The sequence below is a fragment of the Methylobacterium phyllosphaerae genome (assembly GCF_001936175.1).
Taxonomy (GTDB): domain Bacteria; phylum Pseudomonadota; class Alphaproteobacteria; order Rhizobiales; family Beijerinckiaceae; genus Methylobacterium; species Methylobacterium fujisawaense.
In genome coordinates this window covers 2,741,947-2,768,158 of record NZ_CP015367.1, presented here as the reverse complement: position 1 = coordinate 2,768,158, position 26,212 = coordinate 2,741,947, and the positions used below count along the sequence as shown (strand labels likewise).

The following is a 26,212-nucleotide window of genomic DNA, read 5'->3' as shown; positions in this document are numbered from 1 at the left end:
ATCGGCGGCGCACGCTCTGCCACCCCAGGAGGGCTTTGATGACCAATCTGAACCCGTCTCCGTTGACCCCGGCCGATCTCGACCCGGCCGATTTTGCGCCCGCCGATCTCGCGGCCTTGGGCGAGGGTCACATCGCCTATGTCCGGCCCATCCGGTCCGACGAGGTCCGCCGTTTCTTCCCACAGGCGCCCGAGCTGCTGCCCGGCCTCGATCTGTTTGCCCTCCTCTCGGCGAGTGGCGCTCCGATCATGCTCGCCGATTCGCGGGACGTCGTCCTGGCGAATGCGGTCGCGCAGGACCTGCAGCCGGTCAGCCTCCACTGACCGCTCCGGCCGAGGAACCGGTCAGGCGATCTCGTCCACTGCCGCGACCAGGCGCGCGATGTCCTGCGGCCGCGACAGGCGGTGATCCCCGTCGGCGATGAGCGTCAGCACGGTGCCCTCGGCCGGCAGCCGGCCGAGGATCTTCAGGGCGTGGGTGTAAGGCACATCGGTGTCCCGCATGCCCTGGAGGATGTGGACCGGGCAGGCCGGATCGACCGTGTCGCCGAGCATGCAATGGCGCCGCCCGTCGTCGATGAGGTTCAGGGTGATCGGGTCCGGTTCCGACCCGTAGTCGCTGGGCCTCCGCAGGATGCCGTCTCGGATCAGCATGGCGCGGGCCGCCTCGCCGAGGCGGTTCCAGATCAGCTCTTCGGTGAAATCCAGGGCCGGGGCGATGAGCACGAGACCGGCGGTCGCCTGACCTCCGTTCGCCCGGTCGCGGGCGGCCAGGCAGGCGATCCATCCCCCCATCGACGAGCCGACGAGAATCGGCGCCTCCGTGGCGTAGGCGGCCAGGACGGCCTGCGCGTCCTCGAGCCACGAAGAGATCGTGCATTCCGTGAAGGTGCCGCTCGAGGCCCCATGCGCGGCATAATCGAAGCGGATGAGCGTGCGGCCCCTCTGCGAGGCCCAGGCATCCAGCGCCGTCGCCTTGGTTGCCGTCATGTCGGAGCGGAATCCGCCGAGCCAGACCACCGGTGGCCCGCCCCCCTGACGCACCCGCACGGCGATGCGCCGGGCGGCCTCGCCCGTGCCGACGGTGAGGAACTCGGGGCCCATATCCGACATCGTTCTCTCCGATATCCCTGTCTCGACGTGGAAGAAGTCCGGACCTGAACGGTTCGGCTTCAACTCTCGTTTACCGGACCGTAAAGCCCGGCGGCGATGCTGGATCAATGGTAGCGAGCATTTGGCAGATACCGGTCGGGGGCCTGCGCGTCCTCGCCGATGGACCGCGGACGGGCGAAGGTACACACGCCTTGTCGGGTTTTCCCGCGGAAGTCGGGGCCCTTGCGGGCGCTCGCGTCCTGCAGATCATTCCCGAACTCGACGCCGGGGGCGCCGAGCGCACCACCGTCGATGTCGCGGGCGGCCTCGCGGCCGTGGGCGCCCGCGCGCTGGTGGCGACGGAGGGGGGGCGGCTCGTCGGGGAATTGCAGGCCAAGGGCGGCCACTGGCTTCGCTTCCCGGCCGCCGCGAAGAATCCGGCGCTGATGGCCGTGAACGTCCTGCGGCTCATGGCCCTCTGCCGCCGCGAGCAGGTGCAGATCATCCATGCCCGCTCCCGTGCGCCCGCTTGGGTCGCCCTCGGAGCGGCGCGCCGGCTCGGCCTGCCGTTCGTCACCACCTATCACGGCAGCTATTCCGGCCGGACCAACGTCAAGGTGCTGTACAATTCGGTGATGGCCCGCGGCGACGTGGTCATCGCCAACTCGCACTACACCGCAGACCTGATCCACCGGCTGCATGCCGAGCAGGCTGGCGACCGCGTGCGGGTCATCCATCGCGGCACGGATCTCGGCGTGTTCAACCCGGTCGCCGTCGGCGCCGTGCGGGTCGAGGCGCTGCGCCGGAGCTGGAACGTCGCGCCGCACGAGCGCGTGATCCTGCTGGCCGCCCGCCTCACGGCCTGGAAGGGCCATCGGGTGCTGATCGAGGCGGCCGCGCAGATGCGCGACCGCGGCGTTCCCGATCTGGCGGTGGTCCTGGCGGGAGACCCTCAGGGACGCGCCTCCTACGAGCGCGAACTCGATGCGCTGATCGCCGCGCGCGGGCTCGAAGGCATCGTCCGGCGGGTCGGTCACTGCACCGACATGCCGGCCGCCTTCCGGGCCGCCTCGGTGGTGGCGGTGCCGTCCGTCGAGCCGGAGGCCTTCGGCCGTTCGGCCGTGGAGGCGCAGGCGCTCGGTACACCGGTGGTGGTGTCCGATCTCGGGGCCGTACCGGAAACCGTACTGGCGCCGCCGGAGACGCCAGCGGGCCAGCGTACCGGATGGCGCGTCCCGGCCGGCGACGCGGCCGCGCTCGCCACATCCCTGACCGAGGCCCTTTCCCTCGGCGCCAGCGCCCGCGACGCCCTTGGGCGGCGGAGCCGTGCGCATGTCGCGGCGCATTTCTCCCTCGAGCGCATGGTCGGCGACACGTTGGCGGTCTATGCGGGGCTGCTCGGCCGCTTGCCCTGAGCGGCCGGCTGACCCGGAAAGCGGACCGAGACGCCGCGGCCGATTATTTTCGGCACCGCGGCTTCAGGCGGTTGACTCTGGTCGCGGTTCCACCAACGTTGTACGTCCGGAAGAGACCGGGGCGGCAGGCGGCCAGGAGATCTTTCTGGGAACCGCCGTTTCGCCGTTGCAGCAGGAGACCTAAGCCATTCGTAGACCGATGAGAGCCATGCCGGCCCCGCAGAAGGACGGGCCGCGCGCCAACCGCGACATTCGCGGTGTGCGGGAAGTGCAGCTGATCGACGATACCGGGCAGAACCGCGGCGTCGTCCCCTTCTTCGACGCCCTCAACCTGGCTGAGGAAGCCGGTCTCGATCTCGTGGAGATCGCGCCGAACTCCGTGCCGCCCGTCTGCAAGCTGCTCGATTACGGGCGCTTCCGCTTCAACGAGCAGAAGAAGCAGAACGAGGCCCGCAAGCGCCAGAAGACCGTCGAGGTGAAGGAGATCAAGCTCCGCCCCGGCATCGACAAGCACGACTACGACACCAAGATGAAGTCGGTGCACCGCTTCTTCGAGGAAGGCGACAAGGTCAAGGTGACCCTGCGCTTCCGCGGTCGTGAGATGGCTCACCAAGATATCGGTCTGCGCCTCCTGGAGCGCGTGAAGAGCGAGACGGCGGAGATCGCCAAGGTCGAGAGCGAGCCGATGCTCGAAGGACGCCAGATGATCATGATCCTGGCGCCGCGCTGAGCGGCACCGATCCCGAGACGCGAGACCCGCGCCGCCTCCTCACCGGGGCGGCGTTGTCTTTTCAGCGCTTCCGATTGGCGGCGCCGCGGATTAAGGGGCAGCCATGGCCCTCGCTCCCGATGAGATCGAACGCTACGCCCGCCACCTCGTCCTCGCCGAGGTCGGCGGCCCCGGCCAGGCCCGGATCAAGGCCGCCCGGATCCTGGTCGTCGGGGCCGGGGGGCTCGGCGCGCCGCTGATCCAGTATCTCGCCGCCGCCGGAATCGGGACGATCGGAATCGTCGACGACGACGCGGTTTCCCTCTCGAACCTCCAGCGGCAGGTGATCCACGGCACGCCGGATCTCGGCCGGCCGAAGGTCGAGAGCGCCGCCGACGCGGTGGCGCGGCTCAACCCGCACGTGACCGTCGTCCCGCATCCGGTCCGGATCGATCCGGACAACGCCGTCGACCTGATCGCCGGCTACGACCTCGTGGCCGACGGATCCGACAATTTCGCCACGCGCTACGCGGTGTCGGATGCCTGTTTCCGCGCGCGCCGCCCGCTGGTGACGGCGGCGCTCGGCCGCTTCGACGGGACGCTGACCACGATCCGCGCCCACGAGACCGGGCCGGACGGGACGCCGAACCCGACCTATCGCTGCCTCTTCCCGAACCCGCCGCCGCCCGGCAGCGTGCCGGCCTGCGCGGAGGCCGGCGTGCTGGGAGCCCTGGCCGGAGTGATGGGCTCGTTGATGGCCATGGAGCTGCTCCGCGCGGTGGCGGGCTTCGGAGACCCCCTGGTCGGGCGCCTCCTGATGGTCGATGCCCGCGCCATGCGGTTCGAGACGCTGAGCTACGGCTGGGATCCCGACAACCCGCTCAGCGGCACCGGCGCCTCAGCGACCTAGGGAACCCGGCGGCATCCACGGGCCCTCGACGGTCTCGGCGCCGAGGCAGCACTTCTTGAACTTCTTCCCGGAGCCGCAGGGACACGGATCGTTGCGGCCGACGTCCTTAAGCGGATTGCGCTGCGGCTCCCCCGCGCCCTCCTCGGCCCAGTCGAGGGCTTCCACCGGCTCGTCGAGGTAGCCGTACTGGTAGGGGCCGAGCCGGTCGCGGTCGTCCGGATTGGCCTCGGCCTTGCGCAGAGCGTCCTTGAACCACCCGGCGTCGCTGATCTCGTCGGTGAGGCGTCCGTCGGCACGGGCCGCAGCCGCCCGGGGCGCGAGGTCCCGGAAGCCGAGATGGGCGATCGTCTCCTCCCAGCCGACCCAGGCCGGCGCCTCTTCCACGGCCGCCTGGGCGTCGTCGAACCGGATCAGCAGGTCGTGCATCGCGGCCCGGTCGATCCGGCCCTCCAGGGTCAGGAAGGTGCAGGCGCTGAGCAGCGCCATGCGCACGTAATCGTCCACCGTGCTGTCCAGGATCAGGCGGAACAGCGGCTGCGGATCGCCGTCGAACAGGCTCGCCAACACCTTGGCAAGGGTCGCCGTGACGGCATCGCCGAGGATGGCGTCGAGGGTTTCCTCGTCGTGCCGGAGCAGCCTCAGCAGCGGTGCCAGGGCGCGCGTATCCCGGGCATGGGCCAGGACGTGCAGGCCCCAGAAGAGAAGGTTCGTCTCCTCCGGCGTCAGCTCACGTCCGTCGGCCGCGCCCTCCAGCAGCGGCAGCGTCGCCTCCGCGACGGCGGACGGGTGCTTGAGCGCTTCCCGCAACGCTGCCTTCGGCCGGTATTCGGCCGCCGCGAGGTCTTCGATCAGCAGGGCGATCCGGTCCATGGCGGCGCCTCAGGTCCGAAGGGTCGCGCCGGTTTTGCGGGACACCTCGGCGACGATCCTGGCGCTCACCGCCTCGATCTCCGCGTCGGTGAGGGTCCGCTCGACGGGCTGCAGGCGCACCGCGATCGCCACCGACTTCGCGCCGTCCGGCACGCCGGGTCCCTCGTACAGATCGAACACGTCGACGCCGGTGACGAGCTTGCGCTCGGCGTTCTGTGCGGCCTTCACGAGGTCACCCGCCGGCACGTCGCGGCCGACCACGAAGGCGAAGTCCCGCGACAGCGGCTGGAGCTCCGACAGCACCAGGGCGGCCTTGGCCTTGGTCGGCTTGTGCTTGGGCAGGGGCAGGGCGTCGAGGACGATCTCGAAGGCCACGAGGGTGCCCTTCAGGTCGAGGGCCTGGAGCGTCCGCGGATGCACCTCGCCGAACCAGCCGATCTCGGTCTTCGGACCGAAGCGCAGGGTGCCCGAGCGGCCGGGATGAAGCCAGGACGGGCCGCCGGCGGTGATCTGAAGGCCGCCGGTCGGAACGCCGAGGCTGCCCAGCAGGGCCAGGGCGTCGGCCTTGGCGTCGAAGGCGTCGACGGGCCCGGCCGTGCCGTGCCAGTGGCGCCCGGCGCCCGACAGACCGGCACTGCCGCGCCGGACCGCCGCCGCCCGGATCGTCTGGCCCTCCGGCGCATCGGAGGCGAAGCACTGGCCGACCTCGAACAGGGCCGCGTCCGGATAACCCCGGTCGGCATTTCGCTGCGCAGCCCGCAGGAGCCCCGGCAGCAGGCTCGGCCGCATGTCCGACAGTTCCGCGGCAATGGGATTGGCCAGGACCAGATCGGCACCGCCGCCGCCGAACAGTTCGGCATCGCCATGCGGGACGAACGACCACGTGACCGCCTCCATGAGGCCCCGGCTCGCCAGGGCCCGCTTCGCGGTGCGGGTCCGCTTCTGCATCACCGTCAGCAGCGGACGGCCGATCCCTTCGAGCGGGGGCAGCGGCTTGGCCTCGATCCGGTCCAGCCCGGCGATGCGCACGACCTCCTCGACGAGGTCGGCCTTGCCTTCGACATCGGGCCGCCAGGACGGCGTCAGCACCTTCACCCGGTCGCCGGTCCCCGAGATGTGGAAGCCCAAAGTCTCCAGGATCACCTTCATCTCGACACGCGGCACGTCGAGGCCGGCCAGGCGGCGGACCTCGGTCCACGGGAAGTCGATGATCCGCTCGGATTCGGGAGGCTCGCCGACGATATGCGCCTCGGTCGGCGTACCGCCGCACAGGTCCACCACCAAGCGCGTCGCGAGATCGAGGCCCGGCAGCGTGAAGGCTGGATCGACACCCCGCTCGAACCGGTAGCGCGCGTCGGTGATGAGGCCGAGGCGGCGGCCCGTCTGGGCGATGTTGGCCGGGTCCCAGAGCGCCGATTCGATCAGCACATCCGTGGTGCCGGCGTCGCAGCCGGAGTCCTGGCCGCCCATGATGCCGGCGATGGATTCGACGCCGTTTCGGTCTGCGATCACCACCATGTCGTCGGTGAGCGCGTGGGTCCGACCGTCGAGGGCGAGCAGGCTCTCGCCCTCGCGCGCACGGCGCACGGTGAGCGGCCCGGCGACCTTGGCGGCGTCGAAGACGTGGAGCGGGCGACCGCGATCGAAGGTCACGTAGTTGGTGATGTCGACGAGCGCATTGATCGGGCGCAGGCCGATGGCCCGCAGCCGGGCCTGCATCCAGCCCGGCGACGGCCCGTTCGTGACCCCGCGGACGAGCCGCAGGGCGAAGAGCGGGGCGAGGTGTCGGTCGGCCGGCTCGAAGGCCAGCTCCACCGCGACCGGGCAGGGGCCCTCGCCGCGCACGCCCGGCAGCGTCTCGCGCTTGAGCGTGCCGAGGCCGGCGGCCGCGAGATCGCGGGCGATACCGTGGACCGAGGTGCAGTCCGGCCGGTTCGGCGTCAGGTTGATCTCGATGACCGGATCGTCGAGCCCGGCATAGAGGGCGTAGGCCTGGCCGATCGGTGCGTCGGTCGGGAGCTCCATGATGCCGTCATGGTCGTCGCCGAGGCCGAGCTCGGCGCCCGAGCACAGCATGCCGCGGCTCTCCACACCGCGGATCGTGCCCACCGACAGGGTGATGTTCTTGCCCGGGACGTAGGTGCCCGGCGGCGCGAAGACCGAGACGAGACCGGCCCGGGCGTTCGGCGCTCCGCAGACCACCTGCACGGGTGCGCCCGCGCCCGTCTCGACGGAGCAGACCCGCAGCCGGTCGGCGTTCGGGTGCTGCTCGGCCGTCAGGATCTTCGCGATCACGTAGGGCTTCAGCGCGGCGGCCTTGTCCTCGATTCCCTCCACCTCCAGGCCGATCCGCGTCAGCGTCTCGGCGACGGTGTCGAGGGTGGCCTCGGTGTCGAGGTGGTCCTTGAGCCAGGAGAGAGTGAATTTCATGATGGACCTTCGAGAGCCCGATATCGGCTCGACCGTCGGAGGAACAGGATGGCGGGGCCGTCACCGGAGCCGGAGGGCCCCGGTGAGGCCGGTGCGGCTCAGCCCGTGAGGCCGCCCACGAGGCTCGGAACGTCGAGCGGGCGGAAGCCGTAATGGTCGAGCCAGCGGACGTCGGCCTCGAAGAACGGCCGCAGGTCCGGCATGCCGTATTTCAGCATGGCGATTCGGTCGATGCCGACACCGAAGGCGAAGCCCTGCACGGCATCCGGGTCGAGCCCGCAATTGCGCAGCACGTTCGGATGCACCATCCCACAGCCCAGGATCTCCAGCCAGTCGTCGCCCTCGCCGAAGCGGATTTCGCCGCCCTTGCGCGAGCACTGGATGTCGACCTCCGCGGAGGGCTCGGTGAAGGGGAAGAAGGACGGGCGGAAGCGCATCTTCACGCCCTCCACCTCGAAGAACGCCTTGCAGAACTCCTCCAGCACCCATTTCAGGTTGGCGATGTTGGCCGCCTTGTCGATCACCAGCCCTTCGACCTGATGGAACATCGGCGTGTGGGTCTGATCGGAATCGTGCCGGTAGGTCCGGCCCGGGATGATCACCCGGATCGGCGGGGTTTGCGCCCGCATGGTGCGGATCTGGACCGGCGAGGTGTGGGTGCGCAGCACCTTGCGCTTCCCGTCGCGGTCCGGCGCCAGGAAGAAGGTGTCGTGCATCTCGCGGGCCGGGTGCCCGGGCGGGAAGTTGAGCGCAGTGAAGTTCAGCTCGTCCGTCTCGATGTCCGGACCCTCGGCCACCGCGAAGCCCATATCGGCGAAGATCGCGGTGATCTCGTCGATCACCTGGGAGATCGGATGGATCCGACCGCACACCTCGGGGGCCTCGCGGACCGGCAAGGTCACGTCGACTCGCTCGGAAGCGAGGCGGGCCTCCAGGGCGGCCTCGGCGAGGGCGGTCTTGCGCGCGGTGACGGCGCCCTGGACCCGGTCGCGCAGGCCATTGATGAGCGGACCGCGCTCCTTGCGCTCCTCCGGCGTCATCGCACCGAGGGTCTTCAGCAGATCCGAGACACTGCCCTTCTTGCCGAGCGCGGCGACGCGGACCGCGTCGAGGGCAGCCTCGTCGGACGCCGCGCTCACCTGGGCCAGGAGATCGCGTTCGAGGGTATCGAGATCGGTCATCGCTGTCTTCGAGCAGGGTTGGCGGAGTCGGCCGTCGGGCCGTGCTCTCGCGCGTTGTGCGCCCGCACGCAAGCGCGGGGCAGGGGACCTCGTAAACGACGAAGGCGCGGCTCCCCGGGGAACCGCGCCTTCCGTACGTCTCGCCTCAGGCCTGGATCAGGCGGCCTTGGCGGTGGTCTGCGGCAGTGCGGCCTTCGCCTTCTCGACGACGGCGGCGAAGCTCGCCGGCTCGTGGATCGCGAGCTCCGACAGGGCCTTGCGGTCGACGACGATGCCGGACTTCGCCAGACCGTCGATGAAGCGCGAGTAGGTCAGGCCGTGCTCGCGGACCGCCGCGTTGAGACGCTGGATCCAGAGGGCGCGGAACGTGCGCTTCTTGTTCTTGCGGTCGCGGTAGGCATACTGCATGCCCTTCTCGACCGCCTGCTTGGCGATCCGGATCGTATTCTTGCGCCGGCCGTAATAGCCCTTGGCGGCCTTCAGAACTTTCTTGTGCTTCGCGTGACTGGTCACGCCGCGCTTGACGCGGGCCATCGGTTATCTCCTGGATTCGACGAAAGACAGTGGCAACGGGTGTTGAAGGACTTACCGCGCGTTCGGCAGGAAGTACTTCTTCACGTTGGCGGCATCGCCCTCGAACAGGGTCGTGGTGCCGCGCAGGTTGCGGATCTGCTTGGTCGTCCGCTTGATCATCCCGTGGCGCTTGCCGGCCTGGGCGTACATCACCTTGCCGGTGCCGGTGATCTTGAAGCGCTTCTTCGCGCCCGATTTCGTCTTCAACTTGGGCATTTGGCTCTCCGTTGCGCGAAATGATCCCGGACCGCCCCGCAAGGGTCGGATGGGGTTCGCGCGCTGATGCTTCTGGTGGAGCAGCACGAGCCGCCACGGCAGCCCTATCGGCCGGGCGGTTCGACGCGGTGCGGCTTATGACAGAAAGCTGACGCGGCGGCAACGCCCGTGAGGCGGGACGCGGGCCGAGGGGGCGGAGGGCCCTGCACATCCGCGTCGCCGGTCCGGGGCGCAGCGGGCGAGCCCGGGATCCAGAAGCGCCGACACCGCCGTTTCGGGCGCCCGGTCCGTATCCAGGTCCGGGATCTGCTGCGCCGTCCCGGAGTACGGGTTTGTCGGGTTCGGGCGCAACCTGATCCCGATAGCCGGCGTTCGTGATCCTGAGGCGCATGGAGGCGATGCGCGTGTCCGGACCGGAGACGGGCCGGCTCCGCGCGACTGCCCCGCGAGCAGCGGATTGGGCGCCGGTGACCATGTCGCGGCCGCTGATTCGGAGGAATTCGGGGACAGCGAGCGCGCTGCACAAAACGGTGAGCGACAACGGGGGTCGCCAGGAACCATAACCTTGGCCGTCCGTTTCATTCATGTCCCGCTCAGGCCGGCAGGGTTAGACCCCCCGTCAAATTCGGCCAACCAGGAGACACTTCGTGCGCATTGCCCAGATCGCTCCGTTGTCGGAGGCCGTCCCTCCGAAGTTCTACGGCGGCACCGAGCGCGTCGTCAGCTGGATTACAGAAGAACTGGTCCGCCAGGGTCACGAAGTCACGCTGTTCGCCAGCGGGGACTCCGAGACGTCTGCCAAGCTCGCAGCCTGCACGCCCGAGGGCCTGCGCCTGCTTGGCTACCGGGATCACACCGCCAGTCACCTGGCGATGCTGCATCAGGTGCACCGCCGCGCGCACGAATTTGACATCCTGCACTTCCACATTGACCTGCTTCAGTATCCGATGTTCGAGGATCTGAACCACAAGTGCATCACCACGATGCACGGTCGCCTCGACGTGCCGGACTTCATGCCGGTCTACCGCACCTTCACGGGCATGCCGCTGGTCTCAATCTCCGACAACCAGCGCCTGCCCATGCCGCCGACCTCCAACTGGCTGGCGACGATCCATCACGGCCTGCCGGCCGAGAACTGCCCGTATTACCCGGACGCCAAGGGCGGTTACCTCGCCTTCCTCGGCCGCATCTCGCCCGAGAAGCGCCCCGACCGCGCGATCGAGATGGCGATTCGCTCCGGCACGCCCCTCAAGATCGCCGCGAAGGTCGACAAGGCGGACCAAGATTACTGGGACGAGGTCATCGAGCCGATGATCCATCACCCGCTCGTGGAGTATATCGGCGAGATCAACGAGGAGCAGAAGAAGGACTTCCTCGGTAACGCCCTGGCGCTCGCCTTCCCGATCGACTGGCCGGAGCCCTTCGGTCTCGTGATGATCGAGGCCATGTCGGCCGGCACCCCGGTGATCGCCTTCCGCAACGGCTCCGTGCCGGAGGTGATCAAGGACGGCGTCGGCGGCGTTCTCTGCGAGAACATGGACGATGCCGTCGCGGCCGTCGCCAAGGTCAAGACCATGAGCCGCGCCGGCGTGCGCCGCCACTTCGAGAGCGCCTTCACCGCCGAGTGCATGGTGAAGAAATACGTCGCTGCCTACGAGGACCTGCTCGGCCGTGGCGCCGACGTGATCAAGCTGCCGAAGTCCGGCTACAAGGCGCAATACGGCGAGGTGAACGGCTCCGCACGGCCGGCGATCCCGGTCGCCGCCATGCCGGCCTGAAATCCGGCCCCGGGCTTGCGAGGCAGGTCCGGCTCGGCCTAGCGTCTTAAAGGCGACTCATCCGTAGGATGAACAGGGGCTGCCGCATCGAATGGATGCGGCAGCCCTCTCGATTCGCACCTCTCACTTGCACCCGGAGATGCCCTGCATGGCGGCGGACAACACGGCAGCGGCCCACGATGCGAAGGCCCGGACCGCGGAGAGCGCCGGAAGCGTGGCGCACGGTTTCCAGGACGCGGACGACGTCCTGCCGACCTATCACATTGAGGCGCACACCTCGCTTGTGGAGCGGCCCCTCCGCTCGCTGAAGTTCGGCGAGGCCTTCGGCGTTCTCGATTCCTACGGCGATATCGGCGTCCAGCCCGGCCCGGAGGGCCTGTATTTCCAGGACACGCGTTACCTGTCGCGTCTGGAAGTGACGGTGGAGGGTCAGCGCCCGCTGATGCTCTCCTCGGTGATGCAGGACGACAACGGCGCGCTCAGCGTCGACATGACGACGCCTGACATCCGTCTCGATGCCCATGACGAGACCTCGATCCCGCGCGAGACGATCGCCATCGAGCGCACCAAGTTCCTGTTCCGTGGGGCCTGCTACGACCGGATCGGTCTGCGCTCCTACGATTCGAAGCACCGCCGCCTGCGCATCGTCGTGACGTTCGACGCGGATTTCCGCGACCTGTTCGAAGTCCGCGGGACCGACCGCCAGGAGCGCGGCAAGCGCGGCGTCCTGGTGGCAAGCGATCGGGAGGTGCAGTTCCGCTATGTCGGCCTGGACGAGATCGTCCGGACGACGGCGCTGCATTTCGGCCCGAAGCCCAACTCGATCGAACCCGGCAAGGTGGTTTTCGATGTCTCGCTCCCGCCGGAGGGCCGGGCCTCGCTGTTCATCCGCGTGACCTTCGAGGCGCACCGGGCCTTCACCAAGCCGCCGACCGACACGATGGTCGGGGAGGACGCGGCCGCCAAACTGACGCTCGCGGCCAATGCCGGAGGCGCCCGGCGCGAGCCGAAGGACCTCGCCGAGGGCACGATCTTCGCCCGCGCCTATCGCGACTCGCGGCGCGATCTCCGGAGCCTCACAGCTGGGATCACCACGATCATCTCGTCGAACGACCAGTTCAACGAGGGCCTGTGCCGGGCCACGGCCGACCTCTACATGCTGGCGAGCCGCACCCCGGAGGGCATCTACCCCTTCGCCGGCATCCCCTGGTACTCCACGGTGTTCGGCCGCGACGGCATCATCACGGCGATGATGGCGCTCTGGATCGACCCGAAATTCGCCCGGGGCGTGCTGCGCTACCTCGCCTCGACGCAAGCCAAGGCGGTCGATCCGGCGGCCGACGCCCAGCCCGGCAAGGTGCTGCACGAGACCCGGCGCGGCGAGATGGCGATGCTCGGCGAGGTGCCGTTCCGGCACTATTACGGCACCATCGACGGCACCCCGCTCTTCGTGATGCTGGCCTGGGAGTACTACGCCGTCACAGGCGATCTCGACACCGTTCGGGCGATCTGGCCCGCGCTGGAACTCGCCCTGGAATGGATGGACCGTTACGGCGACCGGGACGGCGACGGCTTCGTCGAGTACGCCCGCGACACCGACAAGGGCCTGGAGAATCAGGGCTGGAAGGACAGCCACGATTCGATCTTCCACACCGACGGTCACCTGGCCAAGGGCCCGATCGCCCTTTGCGAGGTGCAGGGCTACGTCTACGCGGCCAAGAACGGAATGGCGAAGCTCTCGGCTCTGCTGGGGCACGACCCGATGGCCGAGCGTCTCACGCAGGAAGCCGTGGCGCTTCGCGAGAACTTCGACGCGGCGTTCTGGAACGAGGAGATCGGCACCTACGCCCTGGCCCTGGACGGCGCGAAGAAGCAATGCGCGGTGCGCTCGTCCAACGCGGGCCACGCCCTGTTCACCGGCATCGCCAAGCCCGAGAGGGCGTCACGGGTCGCCGAGACCCTGCTCGGCAAGGACGGCTTCAACGGCTGGGGGGTGCGCACCATCGCCAAGGGCGAGGCGCGCTACAATCCGATGTCCTACCACAATGGCTCGATCTGGCCGCACGACAACGCGCTGATCGCAATGGGTCTGGCGCGCTACGACCGCAAGCACGAGGCCGCCCGCATCTTCCAGGGCATGTTCGACACCTCGCTCTACCAGGACCAGAAGCGCCTGCCGGAACTGTTCTGCGGCTTCATGCGCCGCAAGCAGCGCGGGCCGGTCTCCTATCCGGTGGCCTGCAGCCCGCAGGCCTGGGCGGCGGCGGCGCCCTTCGCCTTCCTGGCGGCCTGCCTCGGTCTCGAACTCGACCACGAGCGCAACCGCGTCCGGCTCAAGAACCCGATCCTCCCGGCGTTCCTCGACGGTGTGACGCTCTACAACGTCAAGCTCGGCGGTTCGCGCCTGGATCTCCGCTTTCAGCGCTACGACGACGATGTCACCGTCTCGGTGCAGCGTCGCCACGGCGACGTGCAGGTGGTGGTGACCAAGTAGGGCCGGGCACACGGGAGTTCCGGGGCGGCCCGCTTCGGGGTAAGCGGGCCGCGCGGCACGTCACGCCGCCGAGGACGGGTTCATGCCGGCTGATCATCACGCCCCCGACGCGGCCCTGCGCCTTGCACAGGCCCTGATCCGGTGCCCGTCCGTGACGCCGGAGGACCGGGGCGCCCTCGACGTTGTCGCCGACGCGCTCCGGCCTGCCGGCTTCGCCGTCGAGCGGCCGGTCTTCTCGGAGCCCGGCTATCCCGACACGCCGAATCTCTACGCGCGCATCGGACGGGACGGTCCCTGCCTCGTCTTTGCCGGCCATACCGATGTCGTTCCGGAAGGCGAGGGCGCCTGGCGCCACGGACCCTACGCGGGCGAGGTGGCCGACGGGATGCTGTACGGCCGGGGCGCCGCCGACATGAAGGGCGGCGTCGCCTGCATGCTGGCGGCGACGCTCGCCTTCCTGGAGCGGCGGGGCGACGGCTTCGCCGGCTCCATCGCCTTCCTGATCACCGGCGACGAGGAGGGGCCTGCGGTCAACGGCACCGTGAAGCTGCTCGACTGGGCGCGCGCGCGGGGCGAGCGGTTCGACCATTGCGTGCTCGGGGAACCGACCAATCCTGGCCGGCTCGGAGAAATGATGAAGATCGGCCGGCGCGGGTCGCTGACCGGCAAGCTCACCGTGATGGGGCGGCAGGGACACGTCGCCTACCCCCACAAGGCCGAGAACCCGATCCCGGGCCTGCTGCGCCTCGCCTCGGCGCTGGTCGGCGAGCCGCTGGATCGTGGGACCGCGCATTTCGATGCTTCGAACCTGGAATTCACCACGATCGACGTGGGCAACCCGGCCAGCAACGTGATCCCGGCGACCGCGCGGGCGACCTTCAACGTCCGCTTCAACGACGACTGGACGGCCGAGACTCTCGGGGCCGAGATCCGCAGGCGCCTGGAGCAGGCGGCCGGGAACGCGGTGCGCTTCAGCCTCGACCTTCAGCCTTCGAACGCCCCGGCCTTCCTCACCCGGCCGGACGCCTTCGTGGATCTCGTCTCCGAGGCGATCCGGGCGGAGACCGGCTTGACGCCCACGCTCTCGACCACCGGCGGCACGTCGGATGCGCGCTTCATCAAGGATGCCTGCCCGGTGATCGAGTTCGGGCTCGTCGGTGAGACCATGCACCAGATCGACGAATGCGTGGCCGTCGCCGATCTGGAGCGGCTCACGGCGATCTACGAGCGGGTGCTCGAGGCTTATTTCCCGAGCGCGTAGTCGACGCCCACGAAGGTCAGCCCCGCGGCTGGAGCGAGCGGTCCGCACCGGCGCTTCTCGCCCGAAGCGAGGATCTCGGCCACGTCTTCCGCCGAGAGGCGTCCACAGCCGGCGAGCATCAGCGTGCCCACCATCGCCCGCACCTGATGGTGCAGGAAGGAGCGCGCCGCGGTCGCCACCACGATCTCGTCGTGCAACGCCATCGGAGCCCGGGCGACGTCGAGCTGCTCCAGCGTGCGGATCGGGCTGTTCGCCTGGCACTCGGCGGCCCGGAAGGCCGAGAAGTCGTGGCGGCCGACGAGGCGCTGGGCGGCGGCGTGCATGAGACCGACATCGAGGGGCCACGGCACGTGCCAGACATGGGCCCGCGTCAGCGCCGCGGGGCTGCGCCGGTTGAGGATGCGGTAGCGGTAGTGCCGGCGGATCGCCGAGTGGCGGGCATCGAAGCTCTCCGGCACGATCTCCGCGGACAGGACCGCCACCGGCTGCGGCCGGAGATGCGCGTTCAGCGCGTCCCGTACCGTGTCGGTCCGCCAGTCCTTGGCGAGGTCGAGATGGGCGACTTGATGAATGGCATGCACGCCGGCATCGGTCCGGCCCGCGCAGGTGAGCCGGACATGCTCTCCCGAGAAGCGCGTGACCGCCGTCTCGATCGCGCCCTGGACAGTGAGGTCGTCGGCCTGCCGCTGCCAGCCGCAGAACGGGCTGCCGTCGTACTCGATGACGAGCTTGTAGCGGGGCATCAGCCGAGGCGGGCGCCGGGCGTCAGGCGGGCGCCGCGGACGAACTCGGCCCCGCTCGCGCTGCCGCCCTTCCCGGCGCGTCGCAGCTCCATGAGCCGCACGGCGCCGTCGCCGCACGCGACGGTGCAATCGGTGTCGCACAGCGTGCCGGGTGTGCCCGCATCCTCTGCCGGGGCGGCTCGTAGCACCTTCACGCGCTCGGGTCCCTTGCCGAGATCGACCTCGAAGAAGGCGCCGGGGAAGGGCGACAGCCCGTTGATCCGATTGGCGATTTCACCGGCCGACCGGGACCAGTCGATCCGCGCCTCGTCGTTGGTGATCTTGTGCGCGTAGACGACGCCGTCCTCCGGCTGGGGTGTGAACGTCAGCGTGCCCGCATCGAGCCGGACGAGGGCCTGCGCCATCAGGTCGGCGCCGAGGGGCATCAACGCGTCGTGCAGCTCGCCCGCAATCATACCTGGCGCGATGGGTATTCTCGCCTCCAGGGCCACGGGGCCGGTGTCGAGGCCCGCCTCCATCCGCATCACGCCGACGCCGCTCTCGGCATCGCCCGCCATCACGGCGCGCTGGATCGGCGCCGCGCCGCGCCAGCGCGGCAGCAGGGAGCCGTGCAGATTCAGGCAGCCGTGCTTCGGTGCGTCGAGGATCGCCTGCGGCAGGAGCATCCCGTAGGCCACCACGACGGCGACGTCGGCCCGGTGCGCCGCGAAGGTCTCGGCCGCTTCGGGCGTGCGCAGCGTCGCGGGCGTCAGGACCGGCACGCCGAGGGTGTCGGCGAGGGCGTGGACCGGGGAGGGGCGCAGGCTCATGCCGCGGCCCGCCTTCGCCGGCGCACGGGTATAGACCGCCACGATGTCGTGCCCGTCCTGCGCGAGCCGCGCGAGCGTCGGCACAGCGAAGTCCGGCGTGCCCATGAAGACGACGCGCATGGCCGGCTCAGGCCGCGTCGCGCTTGGCCGCCTTGGTGAACTTCTTGATCACCCGGTCGCGCTTCAGCTTCGACAGATGGTCGATGAACAGCACGCCGTTCAGATGGTCGATCTCGTGCTGGATGCAGGTCGAGAGCAGGCCGTCGGCCTCGATCTCCTGCTCGTTGCCGTCGATGTCGCGGAACCTCACGCGCACCCGGTCCGGACGCTCGACTTCGGCGTAATAGTCCGGGATCGACAGGCAGCCCTCGTCGTAGACCCGCCTTTCCTCCGAGGACCAGACGATCTCGGGGTTGATGAAGACCCGGGCGTCGCGGACGCCCTCCTCCTTCGACGTGTCGATCGTGACCACGCGCTTGGCCACGCCGATCTGGATCGCGGCCAGCCCGACGCCGGGGGCATCGTACATCGTCTCGAACATGTCGGCGACGAGGGTGCGGATCTCGCCGGTGATCGGGCCGACCGGTTCGGAACCCAGGCGCAGGACGGGATCGGGGAGGATGACGAGCGGGCGGATGGTCATGGCGGAAACCGGCAGGGAAGGCGCCGGGACGGGTCCAGGCTCAGCGTCGAATAGGATGCGGCCGAAGACCGGTCAAATACCGGCTCGATCCGCGTGATCGCCCGTCAGAAGGCCGTGCGGCTGCGGATCGCCGCCGACAGGGTGCCCTCGTCGAGATAGTCGAGTTCGCCGCCGACCGGTACGCCGTGCGCGAGGCGCGTGACCTTCACGTCGCAGTGCCGGATCGACTCGGTGACGTAGTGGGCGGTGGTCTGGCCGTCGACGGTGGCGTTGAGAGCCAGGATGACCTCCGTCACCTCGGGCCGGGCCACGCGCTCCACGAGGCTCGCGAGGTTCAGGTGCTCCGGCCGCACGCCGTCCAGCGCCGAGAGGACGCCGCCGAGCACGTGGTAGCGCGCCTTCACGGCGCCCGAGCGCTCCAGGGCCCAGAGATCGGAGACATCTTCCACCACCACGAGCGTCGTCGGGTCGCGCTCCGCGTCGCGGCAGATCGTGCAGGGGTCGGATGTATCGACGTTGCCGCAGCTCGAGCACACGATGATGCGGTCGGCCGCCACCCGCATGGCGTCGGCGAGGGGGCCGAGCAGCGTGTCGCGCTTCTTGATGAGCTGGAGGGCGGCCCGCCGCGCCGAGCGCGGTCCGAGGCCAGGCATGCGGGCCAGCAGCTGGATCAGGCGTTCGATCTCGGGGCCGGCGACGGCTTGGGGCATCGTGCCTCTTGATGAGGAAGGGGCGGTCAGGTCCGGATGGGCATAGACGCCGCCGGGCAGCGCGCAAGGGTGTACGCGTGCGTGTCCGGCATATGGGTATTCCAGAGCCGCTCCGCCGATAGCGTTACGCTGTGCGATGAACGGAACTGCTTACAGACTTGGGTTCCTGAGTCCACAACTGTGCTCTAATCTGTTTGTCCACGTTGCGGGCCCCTGGCGGAGCCCATAATGACAGCGAAGCTTCGCCGCCTACTCGATGGAGAGACGGGAAGCAGCCGGGAACGGAGATCCTGCGTGCGGCGGTCCTGTACGACCGCACGGACGTCTCCCGGGCAAACCCGGACGGCGGAGCCGTCCGGCACAATCGCGTCGACGGTCGAACAGGGGCCCGGGAGATACGATCTTGACCAACATCGGTGATCACAACGCGGCCCACGGCGCCGAGGCGACCGGCTTCCGCGACCTCAAGGCCGTCCACTGGAATTTCGAGGCGCCGCGTCTCTACGAGGAGGCGCTGGCCCGCAAGGAGGCCCAGCTTGCCCGCGGCGGCGCCCTCGTGGCGACCACCGGCAGCCACACCGGCCGCTCGCCCAAGGACAAGTTCGTGGTCCGGGATGCCGGGACCGAGAGCGAAGTCTGGTGGGACAACAACGGCGCCATCACGCCCGAGCAGTTCGAGACCCTGCGCCAGGATTTCCTGAAGCACGCCGAGGGCAAGGAGCTGTTCGCCCAGGACCTCTACGGCGGCGCCGATCCGGCCTACCGGGTCAAGGCCCGGGTGTTCACCGAGTTCGCGTGGCACTCGCTGTTCATCCGTAACCTGTTGATCCGGCCGGACCGCTCCGAGATCGCGTCCTACGTGCCCGACATGACGATCATCGACCTGCCGAGCTTCCAGGCGGATCCCGCCCGGCACGGCTGCCGGTCGAAGACCGTGATCGCCATCGACTTCTCGAAGAAGCTCGTCCTGATCGGCGGCTCCGCCTACGCGGGCGAGATGAAGAAGTCGGTCTTCACCTATCTGAACTACATCCTGCCCGGTCAGGGCGTGATGCCGATGCATTGCTCGGCCAACGCGGCCCTCGACGCGGAGGGCGGCTCGGCGATCTTCTTCGGCCTCTCGGGCACCGGCAAGACGACGCTGTCGAACGATTCCTCCCGCCAGCTCCTGGGTGACGACGAGCACGGCTGGTCGAATTCCGGCATCTTCAACTTCGAAGGCGGCTGCTACGCCAAGACCATCCGCCTCTCGCGCAACGCCGAGCCGGAGATCTACGCCACCACCGAACGCTTCGGCACGGTGATGGAGAACGTCGTGATCGATCCTGCCACCCGCGCGCCGGATTTCGACGATTCCTCGCTCACCGAGAACACCCGCTGCGCCTATCCGCTCGATTTCATCGCGAATGCCAGCGCCACCGGCCGGGCCGGGCATCCCAAGAACATCGTGATGCTGACCTGCGACGCCTTCGGGGTGATGCCGCCGATCGCCAAGCTCACCGGCGCCGAGGCGATGTACCACTTCCTCTCGGGCTACACCGCCAAGGTGGCCGGCACCGAGCGCGGCCTGACCGGGCCGGAGGCGACCTTCTCGACCTGCTTCGGTGCGCCGTTCATGCCGCGGCACCCGAGCACCTACGGCAACCTGCTGCGCGACCTGATCGCCAAGCACAGTGTCGATTGCTGGCTCGTCAACACGGGCTGGACCGGTGGCGGCGTCGGTACCGGCCGGCGCATGCCGATCCGGGTCACGCGCCGTCTGCTGAGTGCGGCGCTGGACGGCTCCCTGGCCCAGGCCGAGTTCCGCCGCGACCCGTATTTCGGCTTCGCGGTGCCGGTCTCCGTGCCGGGCGTCGAGCCGCACATCCTGACCCCGGTGAAGACCTGGGCCAACAAGGGGGCCTTCGTCGAGACGGCGGCGCGTCTGGTGAAGATGTTCGACGACAACTTCAAGCGGTTCGAGACCCATGTCGATGCCGACGTGCGTGCCGCCGGGCCGTCCGCTCAGGCGATCGCGGCCTGAAAACGCGATCGGGCGGCCCGAGGGGCCGCCCGCCTTCATCGGGCCGGAGCGACCCACGCATGTCCGAACCGCGCCGGCCTCGCGAGGTGCCGCAAGGTCGCGGAGGCCGCCGAAGAGACCTTCAGCCGGCCGCGCGAGCCCCGAAAGTCTCCGCGATGGCGCGGCCGCACCGCGGGATGCGGATCGGGGACGGGATGAACGGCAATAGACCGACCTAGAACGGCAGCTTCATCCCGGGCGGCAGGGGCAGATCCTTGGTCAGTTCCGCCATGCGCTGCTGCATGGTCGCCTCGGCCTTGCCGCGGGCGTCGTTGCAGGCCGCCACGATCAGATCCTCGAGAATCTCGCGCTCGTCCGCCACCATCAGGGATGGGTCGATGCTGACGCCCGTCATCTGGCCCTTGGCCGTCATCGTCACCCGGACAGATCCCCCGCCGGAGGCGCCGGTGACCTCGATCCCGTCCATCTCGGACTGCAGGTTGGCCATCTTCTCCTGCATGGCCTGAGCCTGCTTCATGATGCCCATCAGGTCGCGCATGCGGCTCTCTTTCCGTTTCCTCGTCTGATCTGGGTACGATGCGGCTCCGGCGCCACCGTCGGTCGGGCGCGCCTCAGGCGTCGTCGTCCTCGGCCTCGCCGACCGGCGCGGCATCGCCGTCCGCGAGAACGTCCGGCTCGGCGGAGGGCAGGGCCTCGGGCGCGGTCTCGCGCACATCGACGATCTCAGCCCCGGGGAAGCGTGTCAGCACCTCGCGCACGAAGGGGTCGGCCGCGGCGTTCTCGCGGCGCGTCTCGGTCGCCGCCCGAGCGGCTGCATCGAGGGTCGGCGCACCCTCTTCCTTCGACAGGGCCACCGACCAGCGCCGCCCGGTCCATCGGTCGATGGCGGCGGCGATATCGGTGGCGAGGCTCGGGCGGCCGCCCGGGGCGAGGCGGAACTCGATCCGACCTTCCTCGAAGCGCACCAGATGCACGTCGCGCTCCAGCGCGGTGCGCAGCAGGATATCCCGATTGGCGTCGGCCAGAGCGATCAGGTCTTCGAATCGCCCAAGGCGCGGCGCCGGGGGGGCTGCGGGCACCGGTCTCGGAGACGGCACGCTCATGGCGGTGGGCGCTGTCATAGGCGCCGGCTCCGCCGTCGCCGTCCGGGGTGCGGCGGCCAGCGCAGCGGAGCCGCCGCCACGCAGGTCGGGGATCGGCGGCAGCGGTGGCCGCGCCGGCACGGGAGGGGGCTCGTGCGCGGGCGGAGCGGCCGCCTCGGCCTTGAGCTGGCGCAAGGCCTCGTCGGGGGTGGGCAGGTCGGCCGCGTAGGCGAGGCGCACGATCGCCATCTCGGCCGCCGCGAGGGGCCGGGGTGCGGCCTGAACCTCGGGGATCGCCTTCAGCAGGATCTGCCACGCCCGCGACAGGGCGCGGATCGAGAGCTTCTCGGCGAATTCCGCCCCGCGGACGCGCTCCGTCTCGCTGAGCGTGGGGTCGGCGGCCGTCTCCGGAACCACCTTGAGCCGGGTGACGAGATGCGTGAACGCCGCGAGATCGGAGAGGACCACCGACGGGTCTGCGCCGGAATCGTACTGCGCCCGCAATTCCGCGAAGGCGGCCGGGACCGAGCCGCGCATCACCGCCTCGAACAGGTCGAGGATCCGGGCGCGATCGGCGAGTCCCAGCATGTCGCGCACGCTCTGCGCGGTGATCGTGCCGGCGCCGTGGGCGATCGCCTGGTCGAGGAGCGAGAGCGCGTCGCGCACGGAGCCTTCCGCGGCGCGGACGATGGCGCCCAGGGCCTCGTCCTCGACGGAGACGCCCTCGGCCGCGCAGACCTTCGCGAGATGCGCATGCAGGGTCGGCGCCTCGACCCGGCGGAGGTCGAACCGCTGGCAGCGGGACAGGATCGTCACCGGGACCTTGCGGATCTCCGTGGTGGCGAACACGAACTTGGCGTGGGGCGGCGGCTCCTCCAGCGTCTTCAGGAAGGCGTTGAACGCCTTCTCGGAGAGCATGTGGACCTCGTCGACGATGTAGACCTTGTAGCGCGCCGAGACCGGCCCGTAGCGGATGCCGTCGATGATCGCCCGGACGTCGTCGATGCCGGTATGCGAGGCGGCATCCATCTCCAGCACGTCCATGTGCCGGGATTCCATGATCGCCGCGCAGTGGAGGCCGAGTTCCGGCATCGACACGGTCGGGCCGGTGTCGGGCTGGCCGGCGCGGGCGTAGTTGAGGCCGCGGGCCAAGATGCGGGCCGTGGTGGTCTTGCCGACGCCGCGGACGCCGGTAAGCATCCAGGCCTGCGGGATGCGGTTGGCCGCGAACCCGTTGGCGAGGGTGCGCACCATGGCATCCTGGCCGATCAGGTCGCCGAAATTGGTGGGGCGGTACTTGCGCGCGAGCACCCGGTAGGGCGTCGCCGCGACGGCGGGCGCTGGAAACCCGGGCAGGCCCGGCTCGTCGTCAGGCGTGCCGGTCGTAGCGTCCATGCCGTGTCGGGATCGAGCTTCCGCGCGCGGGAATGAGGTGGGAGGCTGGACGAAGACCCGCTCGGTCTCGTTAGGGCTGCTTCCTTCCGGACCTGACCCGGTTGGCGAGTGAAACGTCCCTCGCCAACCCCCCGACGGCTATATGGCCGTGCCGTTCGCCGAACGCAAGCGCCGCCTACTCGGCCTTGCGCTTCACGATGGCCAGGGTCTTCGGATCGAGATGCAGATCGAACTGCTTGCCGTTCGCGTCAATCGCATCGTCGACCTCGATCATGCCGTCGTCGAGCTCGATCTCCTTCCACTTGGTGAAGCCCTCCTGCTTCAGCATCGCCTCGACCTTGGCCTGCTGGTCGGGAGGAAGCTTCTCGTCGGCATGGGCTGCGAGGCCGGTGCCGGCGATCAGGGTCAGGGCGAGGAGGGGCGTGGTCAGACGCATGGCTTTCTCCAGTCCGTCGAGGGTTTCCGGCTTTGAACAGGAATGCGGCACCGGAGTTCCGTCGCGGCAGCGGTCCCCTTGAGCCGCTCCCGAATCTGCCGCACATCTTGGCCGCACCGGAATATGGCGGCGAGGGCAGTGCATCGATGGTCACCCGCGTCGCCACCGTCGCCTTCGAGGGCATCGAGGTGCGGGCGGTGGACGTGCAGATCCAGATCATCCCGGGCTCGGTGGTGTTCACCATCGTGGGCCTGCCCGACAAGGCGGTGGCGGAGTCCCGCGAGCGGGTTCGCGGCGCGCTCATCGCCTCCGGACTGGCGCTGCCCGCCAAGCGCATCACCGTCAATCTCGCGCCCGCCGACCTGCCCAAAGAGGGCTCGCACTACGACCTGCCGATCGCGCTCGGCGTCATGGCGGCGATCGGCGCGATCCCGGCCGACGCGCTCGCCGGCTACTGCGTGCTCGGCGAACTCGCCCTCGACGGCAGCATCACGGCGGTCAGCGGCGTGCTGCCGGCCGCCATGGCGGCGGGGGAGCGGGGGCTCGGGCTGATCTGCCCGGCCTCCACCGGTCCGGAGGCGGCCTGGGCCGGAGGCGAGCTGGATGTGCTCGCGCCGCGCTCGCTCATCCAGCTCGCCAATCACTTCAAGGGCAGCCAGGTCATGGCCCGGCCGGAGCCTGCCGTCGCCGCGCTGGCGGGACCGCTCCCGGATCTCGCCGACATCAAGGGCCAGGAGGGCGCCAAGCGTGCCCTGGAGATCGCGGCGGCCGGCGGCCACAACCTCTTGATGAACGGGCCCCCCGGCTCGGGCAAATCCATGCTGGCGGCGCGCCTGCCCTCGATTCTGCCGCCGCTCAGTCCACGCGAACTCCTCGACATCTCCATGATTCAGTCGGTGGCGGGCGAACTCAAGGATGGGGCCCTGTCGAATCGCCGGCCGTTCCGGCAGCCGCACCATTCCGCCTCGATGGCGGCGCTGGTGGGCGGCGGGCTCGGGGCGCGGCCGGGGGAGGTATCCCTCGCCCATGGGGGAGTCCTGTTCCTGGACGAGCTGCCCGAATTCTCGCCCCAGGTTCTCGACAGCCTGCGTCAGCCGATGGAATCCGGCGCGGTCATGATCGCCCGGGCCAACCACAGGGTCACATACCCGGCGCGCTTCCAACTCGTCGCCGCGATGAATCCCTGTCGCTGCGGCCAGGGCCTCGAGCCGGGCTACGCCTGCCGCCGCGGCCCGAACGAGCGCTGCATGGCGCAGTATCAGGCGCGGATCTCCGGCCCGTTGCTGGACCGCATCGACCTGCGCATCGAAGTGTCGGCGGTCACGGCCGCCGACTTGATCCTGCCGGCCCCGGCCGAGGGCTCCCGCGAGGCCGCGGCCCGGGTCTCGGCGGCCCGCGCGCTGCAGGGGAGCCGCTATGCCGCGCGGGGCCTGCCGGATTCCACCACCAACGCGACCTGTCCGGCCAACCTCATCGAAGAGGTCGCGAGCCCCGACGCGGACGGCACGGCGCTGATCCGGCAGGCGGCCGAGACCATGCGCCTCTCCGCACGCGGCTTTCACCGCACGCTGCGGGTAGCCCGGACCCTGGCCGATCTCGACGGCGAGACACAGGTGCGCCGGCTCCATCTAGCGGAGGCCCTCTCGTACCGCGGGCGCGGCGCGGGCGCGGCAGCCGCCGCTTGAGCACCGGATCGGACGTCTCCGGCGATCTGACGGTCACGATCGGCCAGTACAGCAGCGCCGGCCGCAAGGCGGCCAACCAGGACTTCAACGGCATATTGGTGCCGGTTCAACCCGCTCTGGGTCTGAAGGGGATCGCGGTGGCGCTCGCCGACGGGATCAGCAGCAGCGCGGTGGGCGCGGCGGCGAGCGAGACCGCGGTCAAGAGCTTCCTGAGCGACTATTACGCCACGCCGGACACGTGGTCGGTGAAAACCTCGGCCCAGCGCGTGATCGCGGCGGCGAATTCCTGGCTCTACGCCCAGACCCGGCGCGGCGCCGATCCGAACGACGCCGACCGGGGCTACGTCACCACCTTCGACGCCCTCGTCCTGAAATCGCGCATGGCCCACCTCTTCCACGTGGGCGATGCCCGGATCTGGCGCGTGTCCGGCTGGTCCCTCGAACAGCTCACCGAGGACCACCGCGTCGTCGTCTCCGCGGCGGAATCCTATCTCGGCCGCGCCCTCGGGGCGAATGCCCGTGTGGAGATCGATTACCACGTCGTCGGCATCGAGGCCGGCGACACCTTCGTGCTGACGACGGATGGCGTCCACGAGCATGTCCGGCCCCGCGACGTGGTTGCGGCGATCGCGCAAGCCGCGACCCTCGACGCGGCGGCGCGGGCGATCGTCGAGGCAGCTCTGGCCGCCGGCAGTCAAGACAACCTGACGATCCAGATCGTGCGGGTCGAGAGCGTACCGGCCGGCGCGCCGGCGGATCTCCTCGGGGAGGCCGAGGGGCTGGACCCCGCGCCCCTCCTCGACCCGCCCGCCGAACTCGACGGCTTCCGTCTCGTGCGGATCCTCCATTCCGGACCCCGCAGCCGCGTCTATCTCGCCGTCGAGGCGGAGACGGGTGCCCAGGCCGCCCTGAAGGTGCTGTCCCTGGACCTGCGGGACGACCCGGCCCAGCGGAAGCGGTTCGTGATGGAGGAGTGGATCGCGCGGCGGATCGACAATCCTCACGTGCTCAAGGCGCATCCCCGGGCCGGCCGCCGCAGCCACCTCTACACGGTCATGCGCTACGTCGAGGGCCAGAACCTGACCCAGTGGATGCGAGACCACGCGACCCCCGATCTGGAAACGGTGCGCGGCCTCGTCGAGCAGCTCGCCCGGGGCGTACAGGCGTTTCACCGGCGGGAGATGGTCCATCAGGATCTGCGGCCCGACAACGTCCTGATCGATACCGCAGGGACCGTCCAGATCATCGATTTCGGGGCCACGACGGTCGCGGGCGTCGTCGAGGGCGATCCGCGGATCGATCCTGCGGAGATCCTCGGCACGGTCCAGTACACGGCGCCCGAATGCTTCCTCGGCGCGCCGGCCAATGCCGGGTCCGACATCTTCGCGGTCGGCGTCATCACCTACCAGATGTTGACGGGACGGCTGCCGTACGGAGACGCCGTTCCGCGGGCGCGCACGCGCGCGGCGCAACGGCGGCTTCGCTACACGTCGGCTCTCACGGTGCGTCCGCTGCTTCCCGTCTGGGTCGACGGGGCGCTTCGCAAGGCCGTTCATCCCGATCCGCTGCGGCGCTACACGGCCTTGTCCGCCTTCGTCCACGACCTGCGGCATCCCAATCCGGCCTTCACGGACGGACGGCGGGCGTCTCTGCTGGAGCGCGATCCGCTGCTGTTCTGGCGCCTGCTGTCGCTGGTGCTGGGGCTCGTCGCGCTGACGCTCGCGGCGATCCTGATCGCCGGGCCGCGGCGGTGAGGCC

Annotated in this window: 23 protein-coding genes and 1 other RNA gene; 10 read left to right on the top strand and 14 right to left on the bottom strand. The window is 69.7% G+C overall.

The window, feature by feature from the left end:
* The first annotated feature begins 38 nt into the window (after window positions 1-38).
* Window positions 39-323 (top strand): BQ00720 family protein, encoded by a 285-nt coding sequence (locus tag MCBMB27_RS12405; protein WP_043354930.1) that lies wholly within the window; start codon window positions 39-41, stop codon window positions 321-323.
* Between the two features lie 21 nt (window positions 324-344).
* On the opposite strand, the gene MCBMB27_RS12400 is transcribed toward MCBMB27_RS12405, so the two are convergent.
* Window positions 345-1,112, bottom strand: coding sequence for an alpha/beta hydrolase (locus MCBMB27_RS12400; protein WP_075380533.1), 768 nt, complete (start codon window positions 1,110-1,112; stop codon window positions 345-347).
* Window positions 1,113-1,219: 107 nt separating this feature from the next.
* Between MCBMB27_RS12400 and MCBMB27_RS12395 the strand changes: the two genes are divergently transcribed.
* From MCBMB27_RS12395 to MCBMB27_RS12385, 3 genes are all read left to right on the top strand, one after another.
* The gene (locus tag MCBMB27_RS12395) at window positions 1,220-2,506 is read left to right on the top strand and encodes a glycosyltransferase family 4 protein (RefSeq protein WP_236952958.1); all 1,287 of its coding nucleotides are present in this window, start codon (window positions 1,220-1,222) and stop codon (window positions 2,504-2,506) included.
* A 208-nt stretch (window positions 2,507-2,714) separates the two neighbouring features.
* Window positions 2,715-3,236 carry a translation initiation factor IF-3 gene (infC, locus tag MCBMB27_RS12390; RefSeq protein WP_020092802.1) on the top strand — a complete coding sequence of 174 codons (522 nt, stop codon included), beginning with the start codon at window positions 2,715-2,717 and terminating at the stop codon, window positions 3,234-3,236.
* Window positions 3,237-3,339: 103 nt separating this feature from the next.
* Entirely contained in the window at window positions 3,340-4,125 is a 786-nt protein-coding gene (locus MCBMB27_RS12385) for a HesA/MoeB/ThiF family protein (protein WP_075380532.1), read from the top strand.
* Here MCBMB27_RS12385 and MCBMB27_RS12380 read toward each other — a convergent pair.
* The 5 genes from MCBMB27_RS12380 to rpmI all read right to left on the bottom strand — a co-directional run bounded on the left by MCBMB27_RS12380 (window position 4,114) and on the right by rpmI (window position 9,395).
* Window positions 4,114-4,995 carry a DUF1186 domain-containing protein gene (locus MCBMB27_RS12380; RefSeq protein WP_075380531.1) on the bottom strand — a complete coding sequence of 294 codons (882 nt, stop codon included), beginning with the start codon at window positions 4,993-4,995 and terminating at the stop codon, window positions 4,114-4,116. The genes MCBMB27_RS12385 and MCBMB27_RS12380 overlap by 12 nt on opposite strands.
* A gap of 9 nt (window positions 4,996-5,004) precedes the next feature.
* Window positions 5,005-7,425 carry a phenylalanine--tRNA ligase subunit beta gene (pheT, locus tag MCBMB27_RS12375; RefSeq protein WP_075380530.1) on the bottom strand — a complete coding sequence of 807 codons (2,421 nt, stop codon included), beginning with the start codon at window positions 7,423-7,425 and terminating at the stop codon, window positions 5,005-5,007.
* Between the two features lie 98 nt (window positions 7,426-7,523).
* Entirely contained in the window at window positions 7,524-8,606 is a 1,083-nt protein-coding gene (gene pheS, locus MCBMB27_RS12370; protein WP_075380529.1) for a phenylalanine--tRNA ligase subunit alpha, read from the bottom strand.
* 156 nt (window positions 8,607-8,762) lie between these two features.
* Window positions 8,763-9,140 (bottom strand): 50S ribosomal protein L20, encoded by a 378-nt coding sequence (rplT, locus tag MCBMB27_RS12365; protein ID WP_043355811.1) that lies wholly within the window; start codon window positions 9,138-9,140, stop codon window positions 8,763-8,765.
* A 51-nt stretch (window positions 9,141-9,191) separates the two neighbouring features.
* A complete protein-coding gene (rpmI, locus tag MCBMB27_RS12360; RefSeq protein ID WP_007561407.1) occupies window positions 9,192-9,395 on the bottom strand; it encodes a 50S ribosomal protein L35 in 204 nt (67 codons plus the stop codon).
* A gap of 647 nt (window positions 9,396-10,042) precedes the next feature.
* On the opposite strand from rpmI, the gene MCBMB27_RS12355 reads away from it, so the two are divergent.
* From MCBMB27_RS12355 to dapE, 3 genes are all read left to right on the top strand, one after another.
* Window positions 10,043-11,173, top strand: a complete 1,131-nt coding sequence (locus MCBMB27_RS12355; protein WP_043378628.1) for a glycosyltransferase family 4 protein — start codon at window positions 10,043-10,045, stop codon at window positions 11,171-11,173.
* Between the two features lie 148 nt (window positions 11,174-11,321).
* Complete coding sequence (locus tag MCBMB27_RS12350) at window positions 11,322-13,667, top strand: amylo-alpha-1,6-glucosidase (RefSeq protein WP_043378625.1); 2,346 nt, start codon at window positions 11,322-11,324, stop codon at window positions 13,665-13,667.
* Between the two features lie 82 nt (window positions 13,668-13,749).
* Window positions 13,750-14,928 (top strand): succinyl-diaminopimelate desuccinylase, encoded by a 1,179-nt coding sequence (gene dapE / locus MCBMB27_RS12345; protein WP_043378621.1) that lies wholly within the window; start codon window positions 13,750-13,752, stop codon window positions 14,926-14,928.
* On the opposite strand, the gene truA is transcribed toward dapE, so the two are convergent.
* The 4 genes from truA to recR all read right to left on the bottom strand — a co-directional run bounded on the left by truA (window position 14,910) and on the right by recR (window position 17,833).
* Window positions 14,910-15,671 (bottom strand): tRNA pseudouridine(38-40) synthase TruA, encoded by a 762-nt coding sequence (truA, locus tag MCBMB27_RS12340; RefSeq protein WP_075380528.1) that lies wholly within the window; start codon window positions 15,669-15,671, stop codon window positions 14,910-14,912. The genes dapE and truA overlap by 19 nt on opposite strands.
* Complete coding sequence (fmt, locus tag MCBMB27_RS12335) at window positions 15,671-16,600, bottom strand: methionyl-tRNA formyltransferase (RefSeq protein WP_075380527.1); 930 nt, start codon at window positions 16,598-16,600, stop codon at window positions 15,671-15,673. Before fmt ends, truA begins: the two co-directional genes overlap by 1 nt.
* Before the next feature lie 7 nt (window positions 16,601-16,607).
* A complete protein-coding gene (def, locus tag MCBMB27_RS12330) occupies window positions 16,608-17,123 on the bottom strand; it encodes a peptide deformylase (RefSeq protein ID WP_043378612.1) in 516 nt (171 codons plus the stop codon).
* A gap of 104 nt (window positions 17,124-17,227) precedes the next feature.
* Complete coding sequence (gene recR, locus MCBMB27_RS12325) at window positions 17,228-17,833, bottom strand: recombination mediator RecR (protein ID WP_053611458.1); 606 nt, start codon at window positions 17,831-17,833, stop codon at window positions 17,228-17,230.
* Between the two features lie 403 nt (window positions 17,834-18,236).
* Between recR and MCBMB27_RS12320 the strand changes: the two genes are divergently transcribed.
* Window positions 18,237-19,856, top strand: a complete 1,620-nt coding sequence (locus tag MCBMB27_RS12320; protein WP_043378606.1) for a phosphoenolpyruvate carboxykinase — start codon at window positions 18,237-18,239, stop codon at window positions 19,854-19,856.
* Between the two features lie 214 nt (window positions 19,857-20,070).
* On the opposite strand, the gene MCBMB27_RS12315 is transcribed toward MCBMB27_RS12320, so the two are convergent.
* The 4 genes from MCBMB27_RS12315 to MCBMB27_RS12300 form a co-directional block, all read right to left on the bottom strand.
* Complete coding sequence (locus MCBMB27_RS12315; RefSeq protein WP_043347589.1) at window positions 20,071-20,394, bottom strand: YbaB/EbfC family nucleoid-associated protein; 324 nt, start codon at window positions 20,392-20,394, stop codon at window positions 20,071-20,073.
* 73 nt (window positions 20,395-20,467) lie between these two features.
* A complete protein-coding gene (locus MCBMB27_RS12310) occupies window positions 20,468-22,333 on the bottom strand; it encodes a DNA polymerase III subunit gamma/tau (protein ID WP_075380526.1) in 1,866 nt (621 codons plus the stop codon).
* Between the two features lie 35 nt (window positions 22,334-22,368).
* Window positions 22,369-22,467, bottom strand: an RNA gene (gene ffs / locus MCBMB27_RS12305) — signal recognition particle sRNA small type.
* A gap of 41 nt (window positions 22,468-22,508) precedes the next feature.
* The gene (locus MCBMB27_RS12300) at window positions 22,509-22,769 is read right to left on the bottom strand and encodes a PepSY domain-containing protein (protein WP_043347585.1); all 261 of its coding nucleotides are present in this window, start codon (window positions 22,767-22,769) and stop codon (window positions 22,509-22,511) included.
* Between the two features lie 146 nt (window positions 22,770-22,915).
* Here MCBMB27_RS12300 and MCBMB27_RS12295 point away from each other — a divergent pair, with 146 nt between their 5' ends.
* Together MCBMB27_RS12295 and MCBMB27_RS12290 are read left to right on the top strand one after the other, a co-directional pair.
* Window positions 22,916-24,454 carry a YifB family Mg chelatase-like AAA ATPase gene (locus MCBMB27_RS12295; RefSeq protein WP_075380525.1) on the top strand — a complete coding sequence of 513 codons (1,539 nt, stop codon included), beginning with the start codon at window positions 22,916-22,918 and terminating at the stop codon, window positions 24,452-24,454.
* Window positions 24,451-26,208: a bifunctional protein-serine/threonine kinase/phosphatase gene (locus MCBMB27_RS12290; RefSeq protein ID WP_075380524.1), complete on the top strand. Its 1,758-nt coding sequence runs from the start codon at window positions 24,451-24,453 to the stop codon at window positions 26,206-26,208. The genes MCBMB27_RS12295 and MCBMB27_RS12290 overlap by 4 nt, the downstream gene beginning before the upstream one ends.
* Window positions 26,209-26,212: the final 4 nt, after the last annotated feature.

Coding starts and splice junctions, on each gene's coding strand:
- MCBMB27_RS12405 (WP_043354930.1), top strand. CDS start 39: ATGACCAATCTGAACCCGTCTCCGTTGACCCCGGCCGATCTCGACCCG.
- MCBMB27_RS12400 (WP_075380533.1), bottom strand. CDS start 1,112: ATGTCGGATATGGGCCCCGAGTTCCTCACCGTCGGCACGGGCGAGGCC.
- MCBMB27_RS12395 (WP_236952958.1), top strand. CDS start 1,220: ATGGTAGCGAGCATTTGGCAGATACCGGTCGGGGGCCTGCGCGTCCTC.
- infC (WP_020092802.1), top strand. CDS start 2,715: ATGCCGGCCCCGCAGAAGGACGGGCCGCGCGCCAACCGCGACATTCGC.
- MCBMB27_RS12385 (WP_075380532.1), top strand. CDS start 3,340: ATGGCCCTCGCTCCCGATGAGATCGAACGCTACGCCCGCCACCTCGTC.
- MCBMB27_RS12380 (WP_075380531.1), bottom strand. CDS start 4,995: ATGGACCGGATCGCCCTGCTGATCGAAGACCTCGCGGCGGCCGAATAC.
- pheT (WP_075380530.1), bottom strand. CDS start 7,425: ATGAAATTCACTCTCTCCTGGCTCAAGGACCACCTCGACACCGAGGCC.
- pheS (WP_075380529.1), bottom strand. CDS start 8,606: ATGACCGATCTCGATACCCTCGAACGCGATCTCCTGGCCCAGGTGAGC.
- rplT (WP_043355811.1), bottom strand. CDS start 9,140: ATGGCCCGCGTCAAGCGCGGCGTGACCAGTCACGCGAAGCACAAGAAA.
- rpmI (WP_007561407.1), bottom strand. CDS start 9,395: ATGCCCAAGTTGAAGACGAAATCGGGCGCGAAGAAGCGCTTCAAGATC.
- MCBMB27_RS12350 (WP_043378625.1), top strand. CDS start 11,322: ATGGCGGCGGACAACACGGCAGCGGCCCACGATGCGAAGGCCCGGACC.
- dapE (WP_043378621.1), top strand. CDS start 13,750: ATGCCGGCTGATCATCACGCCCCCGACGCGGCCCTGCGCCTTGCACAG.
- truA (WP_075380528.1), bottom strand. CDS start 15,671: ATGCCCCGCTACAAGCTCGTCATCGAGTACGACGGCAGCCCGTTCTGC.
- fmt (WP_075380527.1), bottom strand. CDS start 16,600: ATGCGCGTCGTCTTCATGGGCACGCCGGACTTCGCTGTGCCGACGCTC.
- def (WP_043378612.1), bottom strand. CDS start 17,123: ATGACCATCCGCCCGCTCGTCATCCTCCCCGATCCCGTCCTGCGCCTG.
- recR (WP_053611458.1), bottom strand. CDS start 17,833: ATGCCCCAAGCCGTCGCCGGCCCCGAGATCGAACGCCTGATCCAGCTG.
- MCBMB27_RS12315 (WP_043347589.1), bottom strand. CDS start 20,394: ATGCGCGACCTGATGGGCATCATGAAGCAGGCTCAGGCCATGCAGGAG.
- MCBMB27_RS12310 (WP_075380526.1), bottom strand. CDS start 22,333: ATGGACGCTACGACCGGCACGCCTGACGACGAGCCGGGCCTGCCCGGG.
- MCBMB27_RS12300 (WP_043347585.1), bottom strand. CDS start 22,769: ATGCGTCTGACCACGCCCCTCCTCGCCCTGACCCTGATCGCCGGCACC.
- MCBMB27_RS12295 (WP_075380525.1), top strand. CDS start 22,916: ATGGTCACCCGCGTCGCCACCGTCGCCTTCGAGGGCATCGAGGTGCGG.